The sequence below is a fragment of the Candidatus Enterococcus ikei genome, assembly GCF_017316105.1.
In the GTDB taxonomy this organism is placed as follows: Bacteria; Bacillota; Bacilli; order Lactobacillales; family Enterococcaceae; genus Enterococcus_L; species Enterococcus_L ikei.
Genome location: NZ_JAFLWD010000006.1, coordinates 39,478 through 59,562, shown reverse-complemented (window position 1 = coordinate 59,562; position 20,085 = coordinate 39,478). Strand labels below are relative to the sequence as shown.

Below are 20,085 nucleotides of genomic sequence, written 5' to 3'. Positions count from 1 at the left end.
AAGAGCAAAAAGAAAAAACATCTCTTAAAAACTTATCTACTTTATTCTCTAAAAACAAGGAGGAAACCGAATGAAATGGAATCGCAGTATACCATCAGGAACAAAAGATAAGTTATTCAAAGAAGCAAATGGGGCGTATCGATTAGAAAAAAAAATCAATGATATTGTGAAAAAAAGAGGGTACCAACGAATTGATACGCCTATGATCGAGTTTGAAGATGTGTTTGACAGTGAAGAAAAAGATGAAAAAGAATTTTACCGTTTTTTTGACAAGCAAGGTCGTCTGCTCGTTTTGCGTCCGGATATGACGATGCCGATTGGGCGAGTGATTGCAACGACAGGCATTCAGTCTCCTCTCAAGTTATCGTACAGTGGAAAAGTGTTTCGCTCAAATGATGATATGCTGGGCGAACAAAATGAGCTGACGCAAGCTGGAATTGAATTGATCGGGTATTCTTCTTTAAAAGCTGAAGTCGAATGTATCTCGTGTGCTATTGAAATTTTGGAGGCCCTGTCTATACCAAATTTTCATTTTGAATTGGGGCATGCAGAAATATTCCGTTTCATTGTGGCTTCATTAGGATTAGATGATGAAGCAAAAATAGAGCTTCAAACATATGTTAATAATAAAAGTTTAACGGATCTAAAGCGATTTGTAGCAAGATATCCAAGTGACTTAGACGCATTTATTTGTGCAATTCCCAGACTATTTGGTGAAGCAGACGAAGTGTTGCCCATTGCAAAATCATTGCTCCCAAATGACACGAAAATCATAAAAATTATTGACGAATTAGAAACGCTAATGAATGCGATCAAGAAGTGTCATCAAAAAATATCATTAACTGTAGATTTAGGTTTAGTTGCCTTGATGGATTATTACACAGGTGTTTTATTTAGCGGTTATGCGGATCTAGTGCCTGATATTTTCTTACGTGGCGGACGTTATGACCATTTAGCAGAACAATTCGGACAACGTGTGATTCCTGCTGTTGGTTTGGGCATCAACTTAGACACCTTGGTTGCCTTACAATATCAAACCAACGGCTTAGCTTCCTTAGATCAGCCGACGACATTGGTTCATGGGTCTTTAGAACAGTTAGCAAAATCAGAAGCGATAGTAAAAGAGAATCCAGGTTATCAATTATCCTTATTTGAAACACTAGAAGAAGCGCTGAGATACGGAGAAAAATGGCATTATCAGCAAATTATTGAGGTGACTGAAGACAAAATACGGGTGATAAAGGTGGGGAAATAAAGTGACACAATTAACGATTGCATTGACTAAAGGGCGTTTGGAAAAACAAACATTAGCACTATTTGAACAAGCAGGTATAGATGTGTCATTTATGCATGAAAAGCAGCGGAAATTGATTTTTAACAGCCCAGATCAACGCTTTACTTTTTTGCTAGTAAAAGCGGCTGATGTGACAACCTATGTTCGTCACGGTGTGGCTGATTTAGGAATAGTTGGAAAAGATGTATTGATCGAACATCCCTTTGGTTATTATGAAATGCTGGATTTAAAGATTGGCTTATGTAAATTTTCAGTAGCTTCCACAAAAGATTATCAACCGGATGATTATAAACGAAAACGCATTGCAACGAAATACCCAACTATTGCTTCTGAACATTTTCGTAAGAAAGGCGAAGATGTTGAAATCATCAAAATTGAAGGATCGGTGGAGATTGCACCAGTTTTAGGACTGGCAGATGCCATCGTCGACATCGTCGAAACAGGCACGACACTAAAAGAAAATGGGTTGAAGATTTTTGAAGATATTTGCCCGATTTCAGCCCGAGTGATTGTAAATAAAGCGATGCTCAAACGCAAGCGTCAAGAAATATTACGATTGTTTGATGAACTAGAATCTGTGATCGAAGGGGGATAACTATGAAATGGCTAACAGGAAACACTTCAGAAATTTTGTTAGAATTAGCAAATGAGAATCAGCTTACACAAGAAGACAATCGTCAAGTGGAAAAACAAGTTCAACAGATCATTCAAAACGTGATTCAAAATGGAGATCAAGCGTTGAGAGAGTTTTCTGAAACATTTGATCAAGTGACATTAAACAATTTATTTATAACAGAAGAAACGATCGATCGTGGTTATCAGCAGGTGGAAAAAGAAGTGATCATGGCCTTGGAAGTAGCTAAAGAAAACATTATTAGTTATCATCAAAAACAAAAACAATACGATTTTATGGACACAGAAAAAGCTGGTGTTCTACGTGGACAATTGGTTCAACCTTTGAATCGTGTAGGTGTTTATGTACCAGGAGGAACAGCTGCTTATCCTTCATCGGTGTTGATGAATGTTTTGCCGGCAAAAATAGCAGGGGTCGAAGAGATTATCATGGTCACACCGCCATCAACAGACGGAATTCCAGATGTGATTTTAGCGGCAGCCAAAATCGCCGGTGTGGATAAGATTTTTCAAATCGGCGGCGCACAAGGTATTGCAGCACTTGCGTATGGAACAGAAACTGTACCTAAAGTAGATAAAATCGTCGGACCGGGGAATATCTATGTTGCAACAGCAAAAAAACAAGTATTTGGTGTTGTTGGGATCGATATGATAGCAGGTCCATCAGAGATTGGTATTTTAGCAGATGAGACAGCTAATCCAACCTATGTTGCTGCCGATTTGCTGTCTCAAGCAGAACATGATACGCTTGCCAGAGCAATATTAGTGACAGACTCAGTTGTTTTTGCAGAGCAAGTCGAAAAAGAAGTTTACAGACAATTACAAACCTTGCCACGAAAAAAAATAGCAGAAAAAGCAATCAAAGATCACGGACGAATCATCATCGTTTCCTCAATTGCAGAGATGTTCACGATTATCAATGAGATTGCACCAGAGCACTTAGAAGTCCAATTACCTGATCCAATCAGTTATCTACACGAAATAAAAAATGCAGGATCGATCTTTTTAGGTGAATATGCGTCTGAACCTGTAGGCGATTATTTATCAGGAACAAACCATGTATTGCCGACAAGCGGGACTGCTAAATTTTATTCGCCATTGGGTGTGTATGATTTTGTAAAGTATAGCCAAGTCACCTATTATACAAAAGAGGCGTTAGCACAAACGAAAGAAGCGATAGCTATTTTAGCACGAAAAGAAGGTTTGGAAGCACATGCTCGGGCGGTTGAATGCCGATTTACTTTGGAACACGGAGAATAAAAAGAAATTGCTGCGTTTTTATATTCTAGCTTTTTAAATTGAAAGGAGATAAAGAATGAGAACAGCTGAACTTAAAAGGGAAACTGCTGAAACAAAAATCGAGATGACGCTTGATTTAGACCAGCAAGAACCTGTTACTATTCAAACGGGCGTGGGATTTTTTGATCATATGCTAATTTTGTTTGCTCGTCATAGCCGGATTTCTTTGGTTGTGAAAGTAGAGGGAGATTTAGAAGTAGACAGTCATCATACGGTGGAAGATGTTGGGATTGTTTTAGGTCAATGTATGCGAGAAGCGTTAGGGGATAAATCTGGAATCAATCGGTATGGAACTAGTTTTGTGCCGATGGATGAGTCTTTAGGAATGGCTTCTTTAGATTTAAGCGGACGTTCTTATTTGGTTTTCGATGCTGTGTTTGATAATCCTAAGCTTGGGGATTTTGATACAGAGCTGGTCGAAGAATTTTTTCAAGCATTCGCATTTAATACTCAAATGAATCTTCACTTAAAAATTTTACATGGGAAAAATACGCATCATAAAATAGAAGCCTTGTTTAAAGCGACTGGACGAGCGCTGAGAGAAGCAATCACCAAAAATCCAGAAATTCAAGGTGTGAACTCCACGAAAGGAATTTTATAAATGATCATTATCATTGATTACGATACAGGAAATACCCGCAATGTCCAAAAGGCATTAGACCATGTCGGTTTAGCAAATAAAATTTCTGCTGATCCTAACGAAATTCAGGAAGCCGAGGGATTGATTTTACCTGGTGTAGGTGCCTTTTCACTGGCAATGAAAGAATTAAAAGAGCGCGGATTAGTCTCTGTGATTCAAGAAGCGGCTCAAAAAGGTACACCGATTTTAGGCGTTTGTTTAGGGATGCAATTGTTATTAGAAGGCAGCATGGAAAATGGTTTTACCGAAGGATTGGGATTGATCGAAGGTATTTGTGAAAAATTACCAGAAGATCCTGATTTACCTGTTCCGCATATGGGGTGGAATGAGCTGATTGTTACGAATGAAACGCTGTTAACAAAAGAAATAGATAGTGAATATGTTTATTTTGTTCATTCTTATTATGCTGATTGTGAACCAGATTTGATCGATGCTTTAGTACAATATTCAATTAAAATACCTGCAATGATTTCTAAAGGCAATATTTATGGAACTCAGTTTCATCCTGAAAAAAGTAGTGAAGCAGGGCTGAAGATTTTAAGTGGATTTAAGGAGGTAGTGGAGCATGCACGTTTTACCAGCGATTGATATCAGAGAAGGCAAAGCTGTTCGGTTGATTCAAGGTGATTTTTTACAGAAAACGATCGTAAATCATGATCCAATTGCTCAGGCACAGGAATTCAAAGATGCGGGAATACAAATGATACATGTCGTTGATCTAGACGGTGCTTTGATGGGAAAAGCTGAAAACAGATCTTTGATCGAGCAGATGAAAAAAACAACAGGATTAAAAATCGAAGTCGGCGGAGGCATCCGCACATTGGAGCAAGTCGATGATTATGTGGCACTTGGAATCGATCGAATCATTATTGGCTCTGCAGCCTTGCGCGATCCCGACCTAGTCAAAGAAGCAGTCAAACAACATGGCGATAAAATTGCAGTCGGTATTGATGCTAAAAATGGGAAAGTAGCTATTGACGGCTGGCTGGATGTTAGTGAAACGGATTACCTGCAAATGGCTAAAGAAATGGCTGCGATTGGAGTCAAAACAATTATCTACACAGATATCGCTAAGGATGGTACCTTGACGGGACCTACATTTGCAGACTATAAAAAATTATCAGAAGCTATACCTGAAGTGCAAATCATCGCTTCTGGCGGGATCAGCAGTAAAGACGACTTAGTGAAATTAGCTGAATTAAGAATATACGGAGCAATCGTTGGGAAAGCATTTTATAACGGAGCAATCACTTTAGCAGATATGTTGGAGGTGGCAAAAAATGCTGACTAAACGAATTATTCCTTGTTTAGATGTAACCGAAGGACGAGTGGTCAAAGGTGTGAATTTCGTTGATTTACAAGATATCGGAGATCCAGTAGCAATCGCACGAGCATATAATGAACAAGGAGCAGATGAACTAGTTTTTTTAGATATTACGGCCACCAGTGATGATCGTGAGACGATGATTGAGGTGATTGAGCGAACGGCAGCAGAAGTTTTTATTCCTTTGACTGTGGGTGGAGGCATCCGCAGTATTTCTGATATGAAAAAAATGCTGCAGGCAGGCGCTGATAAAGTCTCTCTTAATTCAGCGGCGATCCAACAGCCGGAGTTGATCAAAAATGGGGCTGAAAAATTTGGCTCACAATGTATTGTTGTCGCAATCGATGCTAAACGGATCGGTGATTCTTGGCATGTTTTTGTTAAAGGTGGACGCGAAGACACTGGACTAGATGCGATAGAATGGGCGAAAAAAGCGGTTGATTTAGGGGCAGGCGAAATTTTACTAACAAGTATGGATGCAGACGGAACCAAAGCAGGTTATGATCTCGCATTAAATCAGGCGATCTGTAAAGCAGTAAATGTTCCTGTAATTGCTTCAGGAGGCTGCGGCAGTGCAAATGATATTGTAGAAGTTTTTGAAAAGACAAAAGTTTCGGCTGCTTTAGCAGCAAGTATTTTCCATTATGGTGAGATAAAAATTCCTGAACTAAAAGAAGAATTGGCTCAAAGTGGAATGGAGGTACGTTGATGAAACCAGATTTTACCAAAGGCTTATTACCAGCAATTATTATAGAAGAAAAAACGAATGATGTTCTGATGTTGGCTTATATGAATGAAGAAAGTTACAAAAAAACGTTGGAAACAGGAACAACTTGGTTTTATTCGCGTTCTCGTCAACAGTTGTGGAATAAAGGCGAAACGAGTGGTCATCGTCAAAAAGTAAAAAGTATCCTTACCGATTGTGACAAAGATACCTTACTGATCACAGTCGAACAAATTGGACCTGCTTGTCATACTGGGGAACATAGCTGCTTTTTCAATGTTATTGTTTAGTTTGAAAGGCTAATTTATAGTCAAGGAAGGTAGGGAATCAAGCATGATTGAACAACTATATGAAGAAATAGTAACACGTAAAAAAGAACCTAAAAAAGGTTCGTACACTAATTATTTATTCGATCAAGGCTTAGATAAAATTCTCAAAAAAGTGGGAGAAGAGGCCACCGAAGTAATCATTGCTGCTAAAAACGATCAACACGAATTAGTTAGTGAGACTTCTGATTTGATTTATCACATGTTGGTTTTGTTAGCTGAAAAAAATATTCCTTTAGAAGCAATCAAAAAGGAGCTAAAGTTGCGAGAGGGAAAATTAAGTAAGACAGAAGATCGTAAGCAAATCAAAGAGTTATAAAAGAAAAAAAGCGACCCTTATAAAATAAATAGAGGTTCGCTTTTTTATTGTTCAATCAAATCTTCTAAAGAATCAGTTGCTTCTAAAACATAAGTAGCATCATCTGCTTCGTCATATAATGAGGCAGGTTTGTCATTCAGACATTGCACAATCAAATGATAACCATATTCATCTTGGGCAACTAATCGTTTATTGGTTAATTCCACCAACATATAACTCAATTTTTTACCATCGATAATGATTTGTAAATCGTCTTTGATTTTTAACGTATGTTGCGTAGCTTTTTGTTTGTTAACAAACCACCAACTACCTAAATAACTTTTATATAAATTAGGAATATCTGAATCAGTCTGCTGTTTCTCTTGTTTCTTTTTCAAGAACAATGAGCCGGCAATACCTGTAATAAGTGATGCACCTAAAAATAATGACCAATGTTTTTTCATAGTATCATTCTCCTCCAAAACAATCATAGCACGAAATTAAAAAACAAACTATTCGAAAATCTCTTCCTATAAAAAAACTTAATGAAGTTGAAATTTTTGTCATTAGAAAGGTGTGTTTCGGTAATAATCAGATGAAATAGCGGAAGGGTTGTCTGAAAAGTTTGACGATGCTTTTTCATCCAAAATATGGTATTGTTTTGAAGAAAGGGTGTTACAATGATTACATATCCGAACGTGCATTTAGCACATTTTATTGATAGACCAAATCGTTTTATTGCTGAGTGTCGATTGCAAGAAACGGGTGAAATGGTAACGGTTCACGTAAAAAATACTGGCCGCTGCAAAGAATTGTTTCATCCAGAAGTTGAAGTTGCGTTGTCGTATCAGCCATCGCCAAAAAGAAAAACAGATTATGATCTGATTGCTGTCAAAAAAGACACAGCTTGGTTTAATATAGACAGCCAAGTGCCGAATGCATTAGCGGCTCATGCAATTCAAAACGGTACGATCATTCTACCTGGTTTAAAAGGAAACATCATTTCAGTAAAAAGAGAAAAACGCTTTGCTCAATCACAATTCGACATATTGGTGGAGACAGATACTGGCAATCAAGCCTTTGTTGAAGTCAAAGGGATGACCTTAGAAAATCATGCAGTAGGTGCATTTCCTGATGCGCCAACATTGCGAGGATTAAAGCATGTGACAGAATTGATCGAAGCGATGCATAAAGGCTATCAAAGTTACGTATTATTTGTTGTTCAATTTGAAAAAATTGAAATGGCAACAATCCACACAGACATGCAGCCAGCTTTAGCACAAATGGTTTTATCGGGTCAAAAACAAGGACTAAGCGTGATTGCTTACAATTGTAGTGTGACTCCTGATACAATAGCAATAGAACATCAAGTGCCATTTGATGTTACAAAAACGTTTGAAGATCCAAATTCAGAAAGGTGAGGGTAAATATGATTCACTTAGGTATTATTGGAACAAACTGGATTAGTCATCAATTTGTCAAAGCAGCATTGGAAACAAATCGTTACGATTTAACGGCTGTCTATTCACGCAAGCTGGAAACAGCACAAAAATTCGGTGAAGAATATGGTGATGTTGAATATGCAACGGATTTAAAAACATTTTTTGGTATTGCACACATGGATACAGTCTATATCGCCTCGCCTAATTCACTCCATTTTGAGCAAGCAAAACAGGGAATTCTGGCAGGAAAAAATATTATTGTTGAAAAACCAGCTTTCTCAACGCCAGAAGAAATGGCAGAAATCATTGAGTTGGCGAATCAGCAAAATGTCTTCTTTTTTGAAGCTGCTCGCAATATTCATGAGCAAAGTTTCAAAAAAATTCGTGATCTATTGCCATTGAAAAATCAAATAATCGGTGCAAACTTTACTTATATGAAATATTCTTCACGCTATGACCAAGTGCTTGATGGTCAAGAACCAAATATCTTTTCTCCACATTTTTCAGGAGGCGCTCTGGCGGATCTTGGTGTCTATTTAGTCTATGCTGCTGTTGGCTGGTTTGGTATGCCGAATGAAAGTCATTATTTTGCAAGAAAAATCCCAACCAATGTAGATGGGCTGGGTATTGCGATTTTAAGATATGATTTGTTTGATGTGACTTTGCAGACTGGTAAAAATGCTGATTCATTCTTAGATTCTGAGATCTATTTTGACGGTGGAACTTTAATTTTAGATAGTGTGAATGCTATTTCTAAAGCAGAATATCACGATCGAAATCATCAAGAACGTGACATCATTTCTGTAACAGCGCAGGAAAATCCGATGATCGAAGAAGCCAATGATTTTGCGGATGTACTTGAAAATCCTAATGATCCAACGCAAGGTGTGCGTTATGAAGAATGGGTAGAATTATCACGCAATGTGAATAAAGTAGTAACAACATTAAGAAAAAGTGCCGGCATTGTTTTTGATGCGGACAAAGAATAAAGCGCGTTAATGAAGAAAGGACTATTATGACATTTATCAAACATTTACCAGAAGCTTTGCAAGAACATTGGCAAGCTTCTGGTTTTAGCGAGCCATCATTGATTCAAGAAAAAAGTTTTCAACCTTTAAAGGACAAGGAAAATGTTTTGGGAATTTCTCCAACAGGGTCAGGTAAAACCTTGGCTTACGTTTTACCTCTACTTTTAAATGTAGAAAAAGATCAAGGGAGTCAATTATTGATCTTAGCGCCTTCACAAGAATTAGCCGTACAAATCAGTCAAGTTGTGCGTGATTGGGCGACATTACTTCAATTAAAAACCCAAAGTTTGATCGGTGGGGCGAATGTCGGTCGTCAAATCGAAAAATTAAAAAAGAAGCCAGAAATTTTAGTAGGAACACCCGGGCGCGTATTGGAACTGATCAAAACCAAGAAAATCAAAAGTCATTTGCTAAAAACTGTTGTGATGGATGAAGTGGATCAACTATTCCATGAAAAGGAACTGAATTTAACGAAACAAATTTTAGCAAGTGCACCAACAGAATTTCAGTTAGTCTTTTACTCTGCAACAGCGGATCGTGTTGAAAAAGAGGCACAAAAATTAACGAAAGACCTGACAATCATTGATGTAACCGAGGAAGATCAATCTGCTGGCGTTGTGAATCATTATTTCATGGCATTATCTCCTAGAAAGAAAAGTGATTATTTAAGAAGTTTAGCTTATACACCAAATTTTCGGGCAATGGTTTTCTTCAATCAAGTGGCTGATTTAGGTTCAGTAGAAGAAAAGTTGATTTATGAAGGTCTGGCAGTAGCTGGATTGGCGTCAGATCAGAATAAAACATTGCGTAAATTAGCAATCGATCAATTTTCTAAAAAACGAGCGGTGTTGCTTTTAACAACAGATATTGCAGCCAGAGGATTGGATTTTGAAGCCATTCCATTTGTTGTCAACGCCGAAGTTCCTTTGTCAGAAGAAAGCTATATCCATAGAGCTGGACGTGTTGGACGAATGGGCGCCGCAGGTTCTGTTATTACTTTTGTTAATGATGCGACTAAGAGAGATTACCAACGTTTAATGAAAAAAATAGAACTACCTTCACAAGAGGTTTTTCTTTATAAAGGTGCGATTCACCTGACTAGAAAAGAAAAAAGATTATCTGAAGAAAAGCTTACGAATGCAAAAATGACTAACAAAAAAGAACACGTAGTCAAACAAACAACAAATGAACGGACGGAAAAAGTTAAAAAGCGTCCTAAAAACAATAAAAACAAAGGGGCTAGACGTAAACCTTCTAACCCTGAGTAATAGAGAATAAGTAAGAACGTCCTGATTTGAGGAGGCTATCCATGAAATCTAGAAAAGACGAGATTTTAGCAGTTTTAGAATTAAAAAAACAAGGTATGACGGCAGCGGAGGTTGCAAAAGAATTAACTATCGATCGTAGTAATGCTAGTCGTTATTTAAGTGAATTGTTCAAAGAACGAAAAATCATCAAAAGTGACGGCCGCCCAGTCATCTATTCAGTGGTCACAGAAGCAGAAAAATTTCATGTAGATGATTCGAGTGAAGTGACTTTTGATAATTTAGTAGGAGCTCAGGATTCCTTAAAAGTCAGTATCCAACAAGCAAAAGCGGCAATTTTGTATCCGCCGCGAGGCTTGCATACGATCATCTTTGGTGAAACAGGTACTGGTAAATCATTATTTGCGGAATGTATGTATCATTTTGCGGTCGAATCTAAAACATTGACGGCTGATGCTCCTTTTGTCTCCTTTAATTGTGCGGATTATGCCCAAAATCCTCAGTTGCTTTTTGGTCATATATTTGGTGTGAAAAAAGGAGCTTACACTGGAGCGAATGAAGATAGCCCAGGTTTGATGTCAAAGGCAGATGGAGGAATTTTATTTTTAGATGAGATTCATCGGTTACCGCCAGAAGGGCAAGAAATGTTGTTCACCTTTATTGATAAAGGGGTCTATCGTCCGTTAGGAGAAAGTGGGCAGACCTATGAAGCGTCCGTTCAAATTCTTGGTGCGACCACAGAATCTTCTGAAAGTTTTTTGACTACATTCAATCGTAGAATTCCAATGGCCATCACGATGCCTTCATTAGATGCTCGTTCACTGGATGAGCGTTATGAAATTATTTCATTATTTATCAAGCAAGAAGCTAACCGTTTAAATCAGCGTATTGATATTAAAAGAGAAGCCATTTTGGCGTTTATGTTGTACGATGCAGAAGGCAATATCGGACAAGTGAAACGAGATTTAAAACTTGTATGTGCAAAATCCTTTCTCCATTATCGAACGCATGATGAGGCGAGCTTGCTGATCCAAAAACGTGATCTTCCTTTACAAGTACAAAAAGGATTACTAAAAATCAAAGAAGTTTCTGATCGTTTAGATCGTTTTGTTGATAGTAAAAGTAATTATTTAAGTTTTGAACCTGGCACAAATGAAGTGGTTTGGTCACAAGATCCAGCTCGTGATATGCAGGTATATAATGAAATTGAAGAAAAAGTTGCGACATTATCCGCGAATGAATTGGAAAATGTCAATTTAGAACAATTGATTTCCAGCGATATGGATGCTTATTTTCAAACTTATGTGGATGAATTGACACAAAACCCTGTGCATAAAGAATTGTTACCAGAACCTATCTGGAAACTGACCGATCAATTATATGACATTGCAGAAAAAAGATTAGAACGCACTTATAACGAAAAAGTCAGATTCGCTTTTGCTTTGCATTTACAAAGTACGATCGAACGGGTCAAAGAAGGACATGTAATCGTTCATCCCAACTTGAATAATGTTCGTAAGAAGATGAAAAAAGAATTCCAAGTAGCGATGGATCTATCAGCTATCATTGAAGAAGAAAATAATATCGAAATTCCTTTTGATGAAATTGGTTTTATCAGTATGTTTTTATCGATCAATGTCGGCAGTAAAGAAAAAGTCCATGCTAATAATGTTGGTGTGGTCGTTTTGATGCATGGGGATTCAACTGCTTCAAGCATGCTGAAAACAGCTCAGGAATTACTTGGAACAGAAACTGGTGTCGCGATGAATATGCCGCTGACCATGGAAGTTCAGACGATGTATGAACAATTGAAAAATTTTGTATTGAGCCATCGTGACAAGTTAGTTAATGGGATGTTGCTTTTAACGGATATGGGTTCTCTGAATTCTTTTGGAAATCTGATCTTTGAAGAAACAGGCATTCGTACAAAGGCGATTACAATGACGAGTACGATGATCGTTTTAGAAGCGATTCGGATGGCTAGTGTTGGACGAAGTTTAGAAGATATCTACCAAAATATTCAAATGTCTTTTGAAAGTATTATCAGAGAACAGTTTCGTACCAGTCCGCAAAATCGGGAAGATGTCAAAAAAGCAGTGATCGTTACTTGCTTCACGGGCGAAGGCGTTGCAGCAAAATTATATCAACGAATTTTACCAGTGATCGATGAAAATAAAGTAGAAATTATCCAAATGCAGTTTTTAGAAAGAGAAGCCTTTAAAAAACACATTGATAGCTTAATGGAAGATTACGAAATCAAAGCAATTGCAGGAACGGTCGATGTGGAGTATCAGAATATTCCATTCTTTTCAGCATATGATATCTTTGATGATGAAAAATTGAATGTCCTAAAACGCATTGCTGGTGATGAAGTTCCGACAGAAAAAATCGTAAAATCATTAGGTGGAACGATTACAGCAGTCGATTCATTGCAAAAATTGATCGTGATGTTGCAAAAAACAGTTCATCAAATTCAAACAGATATGCACATTATTGTTGAACCAGGTGTTGATGCAGGTATTGTGATTCATCTAGCATTTCTTGTAGATGGTATTTTAAAGGGTGAGAAATCGAAAGAATTTGATAATTTAGCTGAATTTATGAAAAAGAATCGTCTAGAAACAGATGTTACTAGAACCAATTTAATGGTGATCGAAAAAGCCTATCGGCTAGCTTTTACTGAATCGGACGTTGCACATTTGACACAGTTATTCTTGGAAAATAGAATCGAAGTAGTCACCGAATATCAACAAAAATGATTAGTGTGTATACCTAAAAATAATAGTGTGTACACAAGATGTATAGACCAAAACCCTATGATTATGGGATTTGGTCTATATTTTTTTTGGCACGCTTCTTGCTTTATATAAAAGTGTAAATACAACTAACTAGAAGGAGAGACTAATAATGACTAAAAAAACAATCATGCTTGTATGTTCAGCAGGAATGAGCACCAGCTTATTAGTAACAAAAATGCAAAAAGCAGCAGAAGATCGTGGAATGGAAGCCGATATCTTTGCAGTATCAGCATCAGATGCTGATAACAATTTAGAATCGAAAGATGTAAACGTATTACTTTTAGGCCCGCAAGTTCGTTTTATGAAAGCCCAATTCGAACAAAAATTAGCACCAAAAGGCATTCCTTTTGATGTAATCAATATGTCTGACTATGGCATGATGAACGGTGAAAAAGTTTTAGATCAAGCAATTGCTTTAATGGACAAATAATAATAAAAAATGAATGGAGTTTTTAACTATGGAAGATCAACAAAATTTAGAAGCAGTTATGGGATTAATCATGTATGGAGGAAACGCAAAAAGCGATGCAATGGAAGCGATTGCTGCAGCTAAAGCAGGAAACTTTGAATTAGCTGATCAAAAAATCGTTGATGCAGAAGAATCTTTAGTTCAAGCACATCATTCTCAAACAGGAATGTTGACACAAGAAGCACAAGGAAATCATATCCAAGTCACATTATTGACAGTTCACAGTCAAGACCATTTAATGACAGCGATTGCTTTTACTGATTTAGCAAAAGAAATCATTGATTTATATCGACGTATGGATAGCGAGTAATTTATTTCGATTTTGTTTTGAATCAAAATAAAAGTTAGTGTTTCATTCGAAACGTTAATAACGAATGATTTGAAGAGCTTAAACGCTTTTTAGATAAATATTGTTTAGGGGGATATACAACTATGGACGGATTTGTTCAATGGATGGAAAAACATTTTATGCCGAAGGCTTCAGTAATTGCAGCCCAACGCCACTTAGTAGCAATTCGTGATGCTTTTGTCGTTACGATGCCATTAATGATTTTAGGAGCACTTGCAGTACTTATCAATAATTTACCAATACCTGGATTTCCAGAATTGATGGATAAATTATTCCCAATGATCGTCAATGACGCACCCATTTGGAAGAGTTTCGGTGGAAACATCTGGAACGGAACATTTGCAATTTTTTCAATTTTAGTTGCCTTTTTAGTAGCGTATAACTTAGTGAAATCATACGGTAAAGACGGAATTGCAGCAGGAACTGTTTCAGTTGCTTCATTCTTTGCGGTTGGTGGATTAAGCGGAACGGATGCTACAGGATTATTTATTGCTTTAGTTATTGCACTTATTTCAGGTGAAATTTTCCAAAGATTAGTTGGAAACGAAAAATTAGTAATCAAAATGCCGGATGGTGTACCACCAGCGGTTGCTAAATCTTTTGCAGCGTTACTACCTGCAATGATCACAATCAGTTTGTTTAGTTTGATTACATCAATTTTATTAGGATTTGGTGTTGAAAATATCGTAGTATCATTCTACGAAGCAGTTCAAAAACCATTTATGGGATTAGCAAATAGCTATCCATCAGCATTACTATTAGCGTTTATTACACCTTTCTTATGGTTCTTTGGTTTACATGGAGCAAATATGGTCGATCCATTAATGCAAACAATCAATGTACCAGCGATCGATGCTAATATCAAAGCGTTAGAAGCAGGAGAAAAAATTCCTTATATTGTAAACAAACCTTTCTTTGATTCATTTGTAAACTTAGGTGGAACAGGTGCTACTTTAGGTTTGCTGATCGCAATTTTCTTAGTGGGACGTAAAAACAAACCATTTAAAGTCATCACGAACTTAAGTTTAGCACCAGGTATTTTTAATATTAATGAACCAGTAATGTTTGGACTACCGATCGTATTGAATCCGATCATGTTCATTCCATTCATCATTACACCGATGGTTCTTGTAACAACAGCATACATTGCAACATCAACAGGTATTGTGCCAGCTGCGACATTTATGCCACCATGGGTAACACCGCCGATTATTGGTGGATTCTTAGCAACTAAGAGTATTGCTGGTGGAGTGTTAGCTGCAGTGAACTTATTGATCTCTGTCTTGATTTATATTCCGTTTGTTAAAGTAGCAACGGATCAATTCTTAAAACAAGAAGCTGAAGCACTAGCTCAAGAAGTAAAAGCGTAAGCTTAATGAAATAACTAATAGATAAAATCTCCTAAAAAAAGGTTGGGATAAAACTAAACAATAGTTTTTCTCGACTTGAAGGAGATTTTATCTATTTTCAAATCAAATTATTTTTAGGAGATGACGATTATGAATTATCAGTTCCCAGAAGGTTTTTGGTGGGGATCAGCAGCAAGTGGACCTCAAACAGAAGGTGTTTTTGAAGGAGATGGAAAAGCACAAAATATATGGGATTTTTGGTATGAGGAAAAACCCGAAAAATTTTTTAATAATTTAGGGCCGGATAAAACTTCTCAATTTTACAAAAAATACCATGAAGATATTCAATTGATGAAAGCGACAGGTCATAATTCTTTTCGTACATCGATTCAATGGAGCCGATTGATTCCTGATCCGCAAACAGGAGAGGTTAACCCAAAAGCAGTCGCTTTTTATAATGATGTGATCAACAGCTTACTAGAAAATAATATAGAACCTTTCATGAATTTATATCACTTTGACATGCCGATGGCGTTACAAGAAAAAGGTGGTTGGTTGAATCGAGAAGTGGTTGATCAATATGTTTTCTACGCTAAAACTTGTTTTGAGTTATTTGGAGACCGAGTAAAAAAATGGTTTACACACAACGAACCTATCGTTCCAGTTGAAGGCGGCTATTTATACGGCTGGCACTATCCTGATGAAGTGAACTTGAAACATGGTGTTCAAGTCGCTTATCACGAAGCCTTAGCTAGTGCTAAAGCAATTGAAGTTTATCACAACATGAATCTAGATGGAGAAATCGGAATTGTTCTTAATTTAACACCTACTTATCCAAGGGATCCTGAAAATGAAGCGGATGTTCAAGCAGCTCGTTTAGTTGATGGGTTGTTTAATCGCTCATTTTTAGATCCAGCTGTAAAAGGTCATTTTCCACAAGATATAGTAGCATGGGTCAAAGACCAGGACTTGATGCCGGAAACAACATCAGAAGATCTAGCGATTATTGCAGAAAATACGATCGATCTTTTAGGTGTAAATTATTATCAGCCACGTAGAGTAAAAGCTAAAGAGACACCAGTAGAAATATCTGGAAACAGTATTTTACCAGAAGATTTTTATGATGTGTACGATATGCCAGGTAAAAAAATGAACCCTTATCGAGGCTGGGAAATTTATGAAAAAGGGATTTACGACACCTTGATGAATATAAAAGAAAACTATGGCAACATTCGTTGTTACATTTCTGAAAATGGGATGGGTGTTGAAGGCGAAGAACGCTTTGTCAATAATGATGGAATGATCGAAGATGATTATCGAATCGAATTTGTAACCGATCATTTGAAATGGGTACACCAAGCAATCCAAGAAGGAAGTCAAGTTCAAGGCTATCATATGTGGACATGTATGGATAATTGGTCATGGCTGAATGCCTATAAAAATCGCTATGGATTTATCGCGGTTGATTTAGATAATGAAGCTAAAAGAACAATCAAAAAAAGTGGGTATTGGTTTAAAGATCTAACAGAAAATAATGGATTTAACTAAAAATTTTCCTTTTTAAATTATGTACTTAAAATGAAACAAATGTACGTATATAAGTAAAGAAAGCGCACACAATTTATAGTGTGTAGTGAAAAAGAACAGTAGTGTGTACACAAGATGTATAGACCAAAAACGTGCTATTACAAGGTTTGGTCTATACATCTTGTTTGGCATGCTTCTTGCTTTATATAAAAGTGTAAATACAACTAACGAAAAGGAGAGAGTAATAATGACTAAAAAAACAATTATGCTTGTATGTTCAGCAGGAATGAGCACCAGCTTATTAGTAACAAAAATGCAAAAAGCAGCAGAAGATCGTGGAATGGAAGCCGATATCTTTGCAGTATCAGCATCAGATGCTGATAACAATTTAGAAGCGAAAGATGTAAACGTATTACTTTTAGGCCCACAAGTTCGTTTTATGAAAGCTCAATTCGAACAAAAATTAGCACCAAAAGGCATTCCTTTTGATGTAATCAATATGTCTGATTATGGCATGATGAACGGTGAAAAAGTCTTAGACCAAGCAATTGCCTTAATGGACAATTAACAAAGAAAAATAAAAAATGAATGGGGTTACAAAGTTGGAAAATCAACAAAATTTAGAAGCAGTTATGGGATTGATCATGTATGGAGGAAACGCAAAAAGCGATGCAATGGAAGCAATTGCTGCAGCTAAAGCAGGAAACTTTGAACTAGCTGATCAAAAAATCGTTGATGCAGAAGAATCTTTAGTCCAAGCCCATCATTCTCAAACAGGAATGTTGACGCAAGAAGCTCAAGGAGATCATATTCAAGTCACATTATTGACAGTTCATAGTCAAGATCATTTAATGACAGCGATTGCTTTCACTGATTTAGCAAAAGAAATCATTGATCTACATCGACGTATGGGTAACGAATAAATCGTGTTCTTTTCTTTTTTGAACGGAAGAAAACAACCACTAAAACGATTGTTTGGTTTAGCATTTGGATAAAACTTTGAACGGATTTTATTCAAATGAATTTTGGTTATCGTGAAGGCAACTTCACTAACAAATAAAATATTTATAGGGAGGTTATACCATGAATGGTTTAACAATGTGGATGGAAAAGTATTTAGTACCCATTGCAGGTAAGATAGGTTCGGAGAAGCACTTAGTTGCACTTCGTGACGCTTTTATTGGAACAATGCCCGCAACGATGGCAGGATCAGTTGCACTGATGATCAATGCCATTATCAGAAATTTACCGGAACAATTTAACAAGAATTATGATTACACACAAATTCCGGTAATTAATGAAATTGTTGGGATCAACGGGTATATTTGGAATGGGACAATTGCTATTGCTGGACTTATTTTTGCTTTTTCTTGGGGCTACAATTTAGCTAAAGCATACAAGGTCAATGAACTAGCTGGAGGGATCGTTTCACTTTCTGCTTTGATCCAAGGTATTGCTTTTTCTGCTACAGGAATCGTCAATGTTCCTCAAGGAGATCTTGGTAAAAAAGCGATTGATGCCTTGACAACAGCTGGATCAGTTGTTTCTACTGTTTCTGAAACAGATCCAGTAACAGGAGAAATTCTAAAATTTGATTCTGTTCAAAATGCAGCTTGGGGTTGGCTGAATTTAAATCATTTAAACGGGAATGCATTCTTTACAGCAATGATTTTAGGTGCGTTGGCGGTAATCATTTTTGCAAAACTAATGCAAAAAAATATTACGATCAAACTACCTGACACAGTACCACCTGCAGTTTCAAAAGCTTTTGCTGCAATTATACCAGCAACAGTTGCACTATATGTGATTGGTATTATAAATTATTTCTTCTTTAGATTTACTGATATGTTGTTGATTGATGCTGTTCAAAAATATATTGCGGAACCTTTGATGGGATTCTCGCAAGGTTTTGTAGCTGTTGTCATTATTACGTTATTTGTCCAAATTTTGTGGTTCTTTGGTTTACATGGACCAAATATTTTAGCACCGATTTTAGAAGGTGTTTTTGGACAAGGTCAATTGATCAACCAAGCAATTTATCAAACAGGATATGCTGGTAAAACTGGTTCGGCTGCAGTAATCGAAGCAGCTAAAGACGGAAAAGCTTTCTTGTGGGTTCGTGGTTCATTTGATGCTTATTCATGGTTCGGCGGATCAGGTGGGACGTTAACCTTGATTCTAGCGATATTGATTTTCTCTAAACGGGCAGACTATCTAACAATCGGGAAATTAACGTTAGGCCCTGGTATTTTCAATATTAATGAACCGATTATGTTTGGACTACCGATTGTATTAAATGCAATCATGTTCATTCCATTCTTACTTGCACCAATCGTATCAGTTTCTATTGGATACTTTGCAACTATACTGGGCTGGGTAAATCCTGTTACACAAGCAGTTACCTGGGTAACGCCTCCATTGTTGCTGTCATTTTTAGCAACCGTCGACTGGCGTGCACCAATCGTAACATTAGTTTGTATGATCGTAACATTCTTTATCTGGACACCATTTGTTATTGCAGCTAACAAAATTGACCCATCTTTAGGAGAAAATGAATAATTCTGTTAGCTAGGTTTTAAAATGAAGCAATCAAAGTTTGCTTTATAAAATAATCAGTTCTGTGCTGTACGCTATAAAGTTATAGCACAGAATTGATAAAATAAAAGAAAAAGGTGAATGACAAATGATCAAAAATGGCTTATTTTTATGTAGTATAGGATTATTAGTTTTTCTATTTTCTTTAGACCCCAGTTCAATGCAATTTAATTTTTTAAACCTGTTTATAGGAATTATTCTGATTGCAAGTGGTGGATACATAGTGTACAAAGGGAATAAAAAACAAAAAGAAGAGCAACGTAAAACTAAGGGAGGAGTGAAGTAATGGAAATTATTAAGAAATTAAATATACCGTCAACTTACTTTTATGAAAAAATGATCGATTCAGTCATTTTTGATATACGAAAACATACAGGGAAGACAGTGACCCCAAAACAATTAACTAATTTTGAATACACAAAGCAATTTTCTAAAAGTAGTCGGGCCAAAATCAAGGTCGAAAAAATCATTGAAAATTCAGCGTATCATTTTACTACAGCTACGACAAAAAATAATTTTCAGGTGCAATATGAAATAAAGAAAATAGATGACCAATCTTGTGAAATACATTATACAGAAACCATCGAATCATTCGGTTTTATGCAAAAAATGAACGATGCAGTGGTTGGACTAGTTCTTGGATTTTTAAAGAAACGTCAATTTAAAAGAATGCTGCAAATGATTGAGGAATCTTATTGATTAAGGTTAGAATATATATATATATA

The 20,085-nt window shown here is 36.6% G+C and carries 23 protein-coding genes; 22 read left to right on the top strand and 1 reads right to left on the bottom strand.

Annotated features, from left to right (window positions below; genetic code table 11):
• Nucleotides 1-70 precede the first annotated feature (70 nt).
• From hisZ to hisE, 9 genes are read left to right on the top strand one after another with little or no spacing between them, the layout of a single operon-like run.
• On the top strand, nt 71-1,255 hold the full coding sequence (gene hisZ / locus JZO69_RS02020) for an ATP phosphoribosyltransferase regulatory subunit (protein WP_207111242.1): 1,185 nt from the start codon (nt 71-73) through the stop codon (nt 1,253-1,255).
• A 1-nt stretch (nt 1,256) separates the two neighbouring features.
• On the top strand, nt 1,257-1,889 hold the full coding sequence (gene hisG / locus JZO69_RS02015) for an ATP phosphoribosyltransferase (protein WP_207111241.1): 633 nt from the start codon (nt 1,257-1,259) through the stop codon (nt 1,887-1,889).
• A gap of 2 nt (nt 1,890-1,891) precedes the next feature.
• Nucleotides 1,892-3,187: a histidinol dehydrogenase gene (hisD, locus tag JZO69_RS02010; RefSeq protein ID WP_207111240.1), complete on the top strand. Its 1,296-nt coding sequence runs from the start codon at nt 1,892-1,894 to the stop codon at nt 3,185-3,187.
• Between the two features lie 55 nt (nt 3,188-3,242).
• On the top strand, nt 3,243-3,827 hold the full coding sequence (gene hisB / locus JZO69_RS02005) for an imidazoleglycerol-phosphate dehydratase HisB (RefSeq protein ID WP_207111239.1): 585 nt from the start codon (nt 3,243-3,245) through the stop codon (nt 3,825-3,827).
• Nucleotides 3,828-4,454: an imidazole glycerol phosphate synthase subunit HisH gene (hisH, locus tag JZO69_RS02000; protein ID WP_207111238.1), complete on the top strand. Its 627-nt coding sequence runs from the start codon at nt 3,828-3,830 to the stop codon at nt 4,452-4,454.
• Nucleotides 4,432-5,157, top strand: a complete 726-nt coding sequence (gene hisA, locus JZO69_RS01995; protein WP_207111237.1) for a 1-(5-phosphoribosyl)-5-[(5-phosphoribosylamino)methylideneamino]imidazole-4-carboxamide isomerase — start codon at nt 4,432-4,434, stop codon at nt 5,155-5,157. Before hisH ends, hisA begins: the two co-directional genes overlap by 23 nt.
• Nucleotides 5,147-5,899, top strand: coding sequence for an imidazole glycerol phosphate synthase subunit HisF (hisF, locus tag JZO69_RS01990; protein WP_207111236.1), 753 nt, complete (start codon nt 5,147-5,149; stop codon nt 5,897-5,899). Before hisA ends, hisF begins: the two co-directional genes overlap by 11 nt.
• Nucleotides 5,899-6,204, top strand: coding sequence for a phosphoribosyl-AMP cyclohydrolase (gene hisI, locus JZO69_RS01985; RefSeq protein WP_207111235.1), 306 nt, complete (start codon nt 5,899-5,901; stop codon nt 6,202-6,204). Before hisF ends, hisI begins: the two co-directional genes overlap by 1 nt.
• 43 nt (nt 6,205-6,247) lie before the next feature.
• A complete protein-coding gene (hisE, locus tag JZO69_RS01980; RefSeq protein WP_207111234.1) occupies nt 6,248-6,559 on the top strand; it encodes a phosphoribosyl-ATP diphosphatase in 312 nt (103 codons plus the stop codon).
• Between the two features lie 44 nt (nt 6,560-6,603).
• Here the strand turns inward: hisE and JZO69_RS01975 are convergent, their stop codons facing one another.
• The gene (locus tag JZO69_RS01975; protein ID WP_207111233.1) at nt 6,604-7,002 is read right to left on the bottom strand and encodes a DUF4828 domain-containing protein; all 399 of its coding nucleotides are present in this window, start codon (nt 7,000-7,002) and stop codon (nt 6,604-6,606) included.
• Nucleotides 7,003-7,221: 219 nt separating this feature from the next.
• On the opposite strand from JZO69_RS01975, the gene sfsA reads away from it, so the two are divergent.
• The 13 genes from sfsA to JZO69_RS01910 all read left to right on the top strand — a co-directional run bounded on the left by sfsA (nt 7,222) and on the right by JZO69_RS01910 (nt 20,059).
• Nucleotides 7,222-7,959: a DNA/RNA nuclease SfsA gene (gene sfsA / locus JZO69_RS01970; RefSeq protein WP_207111380.1), complete on the top strand. Its 738-nt coding sequence runs from the start codon at nt 7,222-7,224 to the stop codon at nt 7,957-7,959.
• 8 nt (nt 7,960-7,967) lie between these two features.
• Complete coding sequence (locus JZO69_RS01965) at nt 7,968-8,969, top strand: Gfo/Idh/MocA family protein (protein ID WP_207111232.1); 1,002 nt, start codon at nt 7,968-7,970, stop codon at nt 8,967-8,969.
• A 26-nt stretch (nt 8,970-8,995) separates the two neighbouring features.
• Nucleotides 8,996-10,276, top strand: a complete 1,281-nt coding sequence (locus JZO69_RS01960; protein WP_207111231.1) for a DEAD/DEAH box helicase — start codon at nt 8,996-8,998, stop codon at nt 10,274-10,276.
• Between the two features lie 41 nt (nt 10,277-10,317).
• A complete protein-coding gene (locus JZO69_RS01955) occupies nt 10,318-13,032 on the top strand; it encodes a sigma-54-dependent transcriptional regulator (protein WP_207111230.1) in 2,715 nt (904 codons plus the stop codon).
• A gap of 148 nt (nt 13,033-13,180) precedes the next feature.
• On the top strand, nt 13,181-13,501 hold the full coding sequence (locus JZO69_RS01950; RefSeq protein WP_207111229.1) for a PTS sugar transporter subunit IIB: 321 nt from the start codon (nt 13,181-13,183) through the stop codon (nt 13,499-13,501).
• 28 nt (nt 13,502-13,529) lie between these two features.
• Nucleotides 13,530-13,850, top strand: a complete 321-nt coding sequence (locus tag JZO69_RS01945) for a PTS lactose/cellobiose transporter subunit IIA (RefSeq protein WP_207111228.1) — start codon at nt 13,530-13,532, stop codon at nt 13,848-13,850.
• Nucleotides 13,851-13,972: 122 nt separating this feature from the next.
• Nucleotides 13,973-15,259, top strand: a complete 1,287-nt coding sequence (locus JZO69_RS01940) for a PTS sugar transporter subunit IIC (RefSeq protein ID WP_207111227.1) — start codon at nt 13,973-13,975, stop codon at nt 15,257-15,259.
• A 129-nt stretch (nt 15,260-15,388) separates the two neighbouring features.
• Complete coding sequence (locus JZO69_RS01935) at nt 15,389-16,786, top strand: glycoside hydrolase family 1 protein (RefSeq protein ID WP_207111226.1); 1,398 nt, start codon at nt 15,389-15,391, stop codon at nt 16,784-16,786.
• Between the two features lie 226 nt (nt 16,787-17,012).
• The gene (locus tag JZO69_RS01930; protein WP_207111225.1) at nt 17,013-17,333 is read left to right on the top strand and encodes a PTS sugar transporter subunit IIB; all 321 of its coding nucleotides are present in this window, start codon (nt 17,013-17,015) and stop codon (nt 17,331-17,333) included.
• 34 nt (nt 17,334-17,367) lie between these two features.
• Nucleotides 17,368-17,688, top strand: coding sequence for a PTS lactose/cellobiose transporter subunit IIA (locus tag JZO69_RS01925; RefSeq protein WP_207111224.1), 321 nt, complete (start codon nt 17,368-17,370; stop codon nt 17,686-17,688).
• Nucleotides 17,689-17,848: 160 nt separating this feature from the next.
• Nucleotides 17,849-19,324, top strand: a complete 1,476-nt coding sequence (locus tag JZO69_RS01920; protein WP_207111223.1) for a PTS sugar transporter subunit IIC — start codon at nt 17,849-17,851, stop codon at nt 19,322-19,324.
• A gap of 124 nt (nt 19,325-19,448) precedes the next feature.
• Complete coding sequence (locus JZO69_RS01915; protein ID WP_207111222.1) at nt 19,449-19,646, top strand: DUF3188 domain-containing protein; 198 nt, start codon at nt 19,449-19,451, stop codon at nt 19,644-19,646.
• A complete protein-coding gene (locus JZO69_RS01910) occupies nt 19,646-20,059 on the top strand; it encodes a DUF3284 domain-containing protein (RefSeq protein WP_207111221.1) in 414 nt (137 codons plus the stop codon). Before JZO69_RS01915 ends, JZO69_RS01910 begins: the two co-directional genes overlap by 1 nt.
• Nucleotides 20,060-20,085 lie beyond the last annotated feature (26 nt).

Coding starts and splice junctions, on each gene's coding strand:
- JZO69_RS01930 (WP_207111225.1), top strand. CDS start 17,013: ATGACTAAAAAAACAATTATGCTTGTATGTTCAGCAGGAATGAGCACC.
- hisD (WP_207111240.1), top strand. CDS start 1,892: ATGAAATGGCTAACAGGAAACACTTCAGAAATTTTGTTAGAATTAGCA.
- hisI (WP_207111235.1), top strand. CDS start 5,899: ATGAAACCAGATTTTACCAAAGGCTTATTACCAGCAATTATTATAGAA.
- hisF (WP_207111236.1), top strand. CDS start 5,147: ATGCTGACTAAACGAATTATTCCTTGTTTAGATGTAACCGAAGGACGA.
- JZO69_RS01915 (WP_207111222.1), top strand. CDS start 19,449: ATGATCAAAAATGGCTTATTTTTATGTAGTATAGGATTATTAGTTTTT.
- JZO69_RS01950 (WP_207111229.1), top strand. CDS start 13,181: ATGACTAAAAAAACAATCATGCTTGTATGTTCAGCAGGAATGAGCACC.
- hisZ (WP_207111242.1), top strand. CDS start 71: ATGAAATGGAATCGCAGTATACCATCAGGAACAAAAGATAAGTTATTC.
- hisH (WP_207111238.1), top strand. CDS start 3,828: ATGATCATTATCATTGATTACGATACAGGAAATACCCGCAATGTCCAA.
- hisE (WP_207111234.1), top strand. CDS start 6,248: ATGATTGAACAACTATATGAAGAAATAGTAACACGTAAAAAAGAACCT.
- hisB (WP_207111239.1), top strand. CDS start 3,243: ATGAGAACAGCTGAACTTAAAAGGGAAACTGCTGAAACAAAAATCGAG.
- JZO69_RS01960 (WP_207111231.1), top strand. CDS start 8,996: ATGACATTTATCAAACATTTACCAGAAGCTTTGCAAGAACATTGGCAA.
- JZO69_RS01935 (WP_207111226.1), top strand. CDS start 15,389: ATGAATTATCAGTTCCCAGAAGGTTTTTGGTGGGGATCAGCAGCAAGT.
- JZO69_RS01945 (WP_207111228.1), top strand. CDS start 13,530: ATGGAAGATCAACAAAATTTAGAAGCAGTTATGGGATTAATCATGTAT.
- JZO69_RS01975 (WP_207111233.1), bottom strand. CDS start 7,002: ATGAAAAAACATTGGTCATTATTTTTAGGTGCATCACTTATTACAGGT.
- JZO69_RS01920 (WP_207111223.1), top strand. CDS start 17,849: ATGAATGGTTTAACAATGTGGATGGAAAAGTATTTAGTACCCATTGCA.
- hisA (WP_207111237.1), top strand. CDS start 4,432: ATGCACGTTTTACCAGCGATTGATATCAGAGAAGGCAAAGCTGTTCGG.
- JZO69_RS01910 (WP_207111221.1), top strand. CDS start 19,646: ATGGAAATTATTAAGAAATTAAATATACCGTCAACTTACTTTTATGAA.
- JZO69_RS01955 (WP_207111230.1), top strand. CDS start 10,318: ATGAAATCTAGAAAAGACGAGATTTTAGCAGTTTTAGAATTAAAAAAA.
- JZO69_RS01940 (WP_207111227.1), top strand. CDS start 13,973: ATGGACGGATTTGTTCAATGGATGGAAAAACATTTTATGCCGAAGGCT.
- JZO69_RS01965 (WP_207111232.1), top strand. CDS start 7,968: ATGATTCACTTAGGTATTATTGGAACAAACTGGATTAGTCATCAATTT.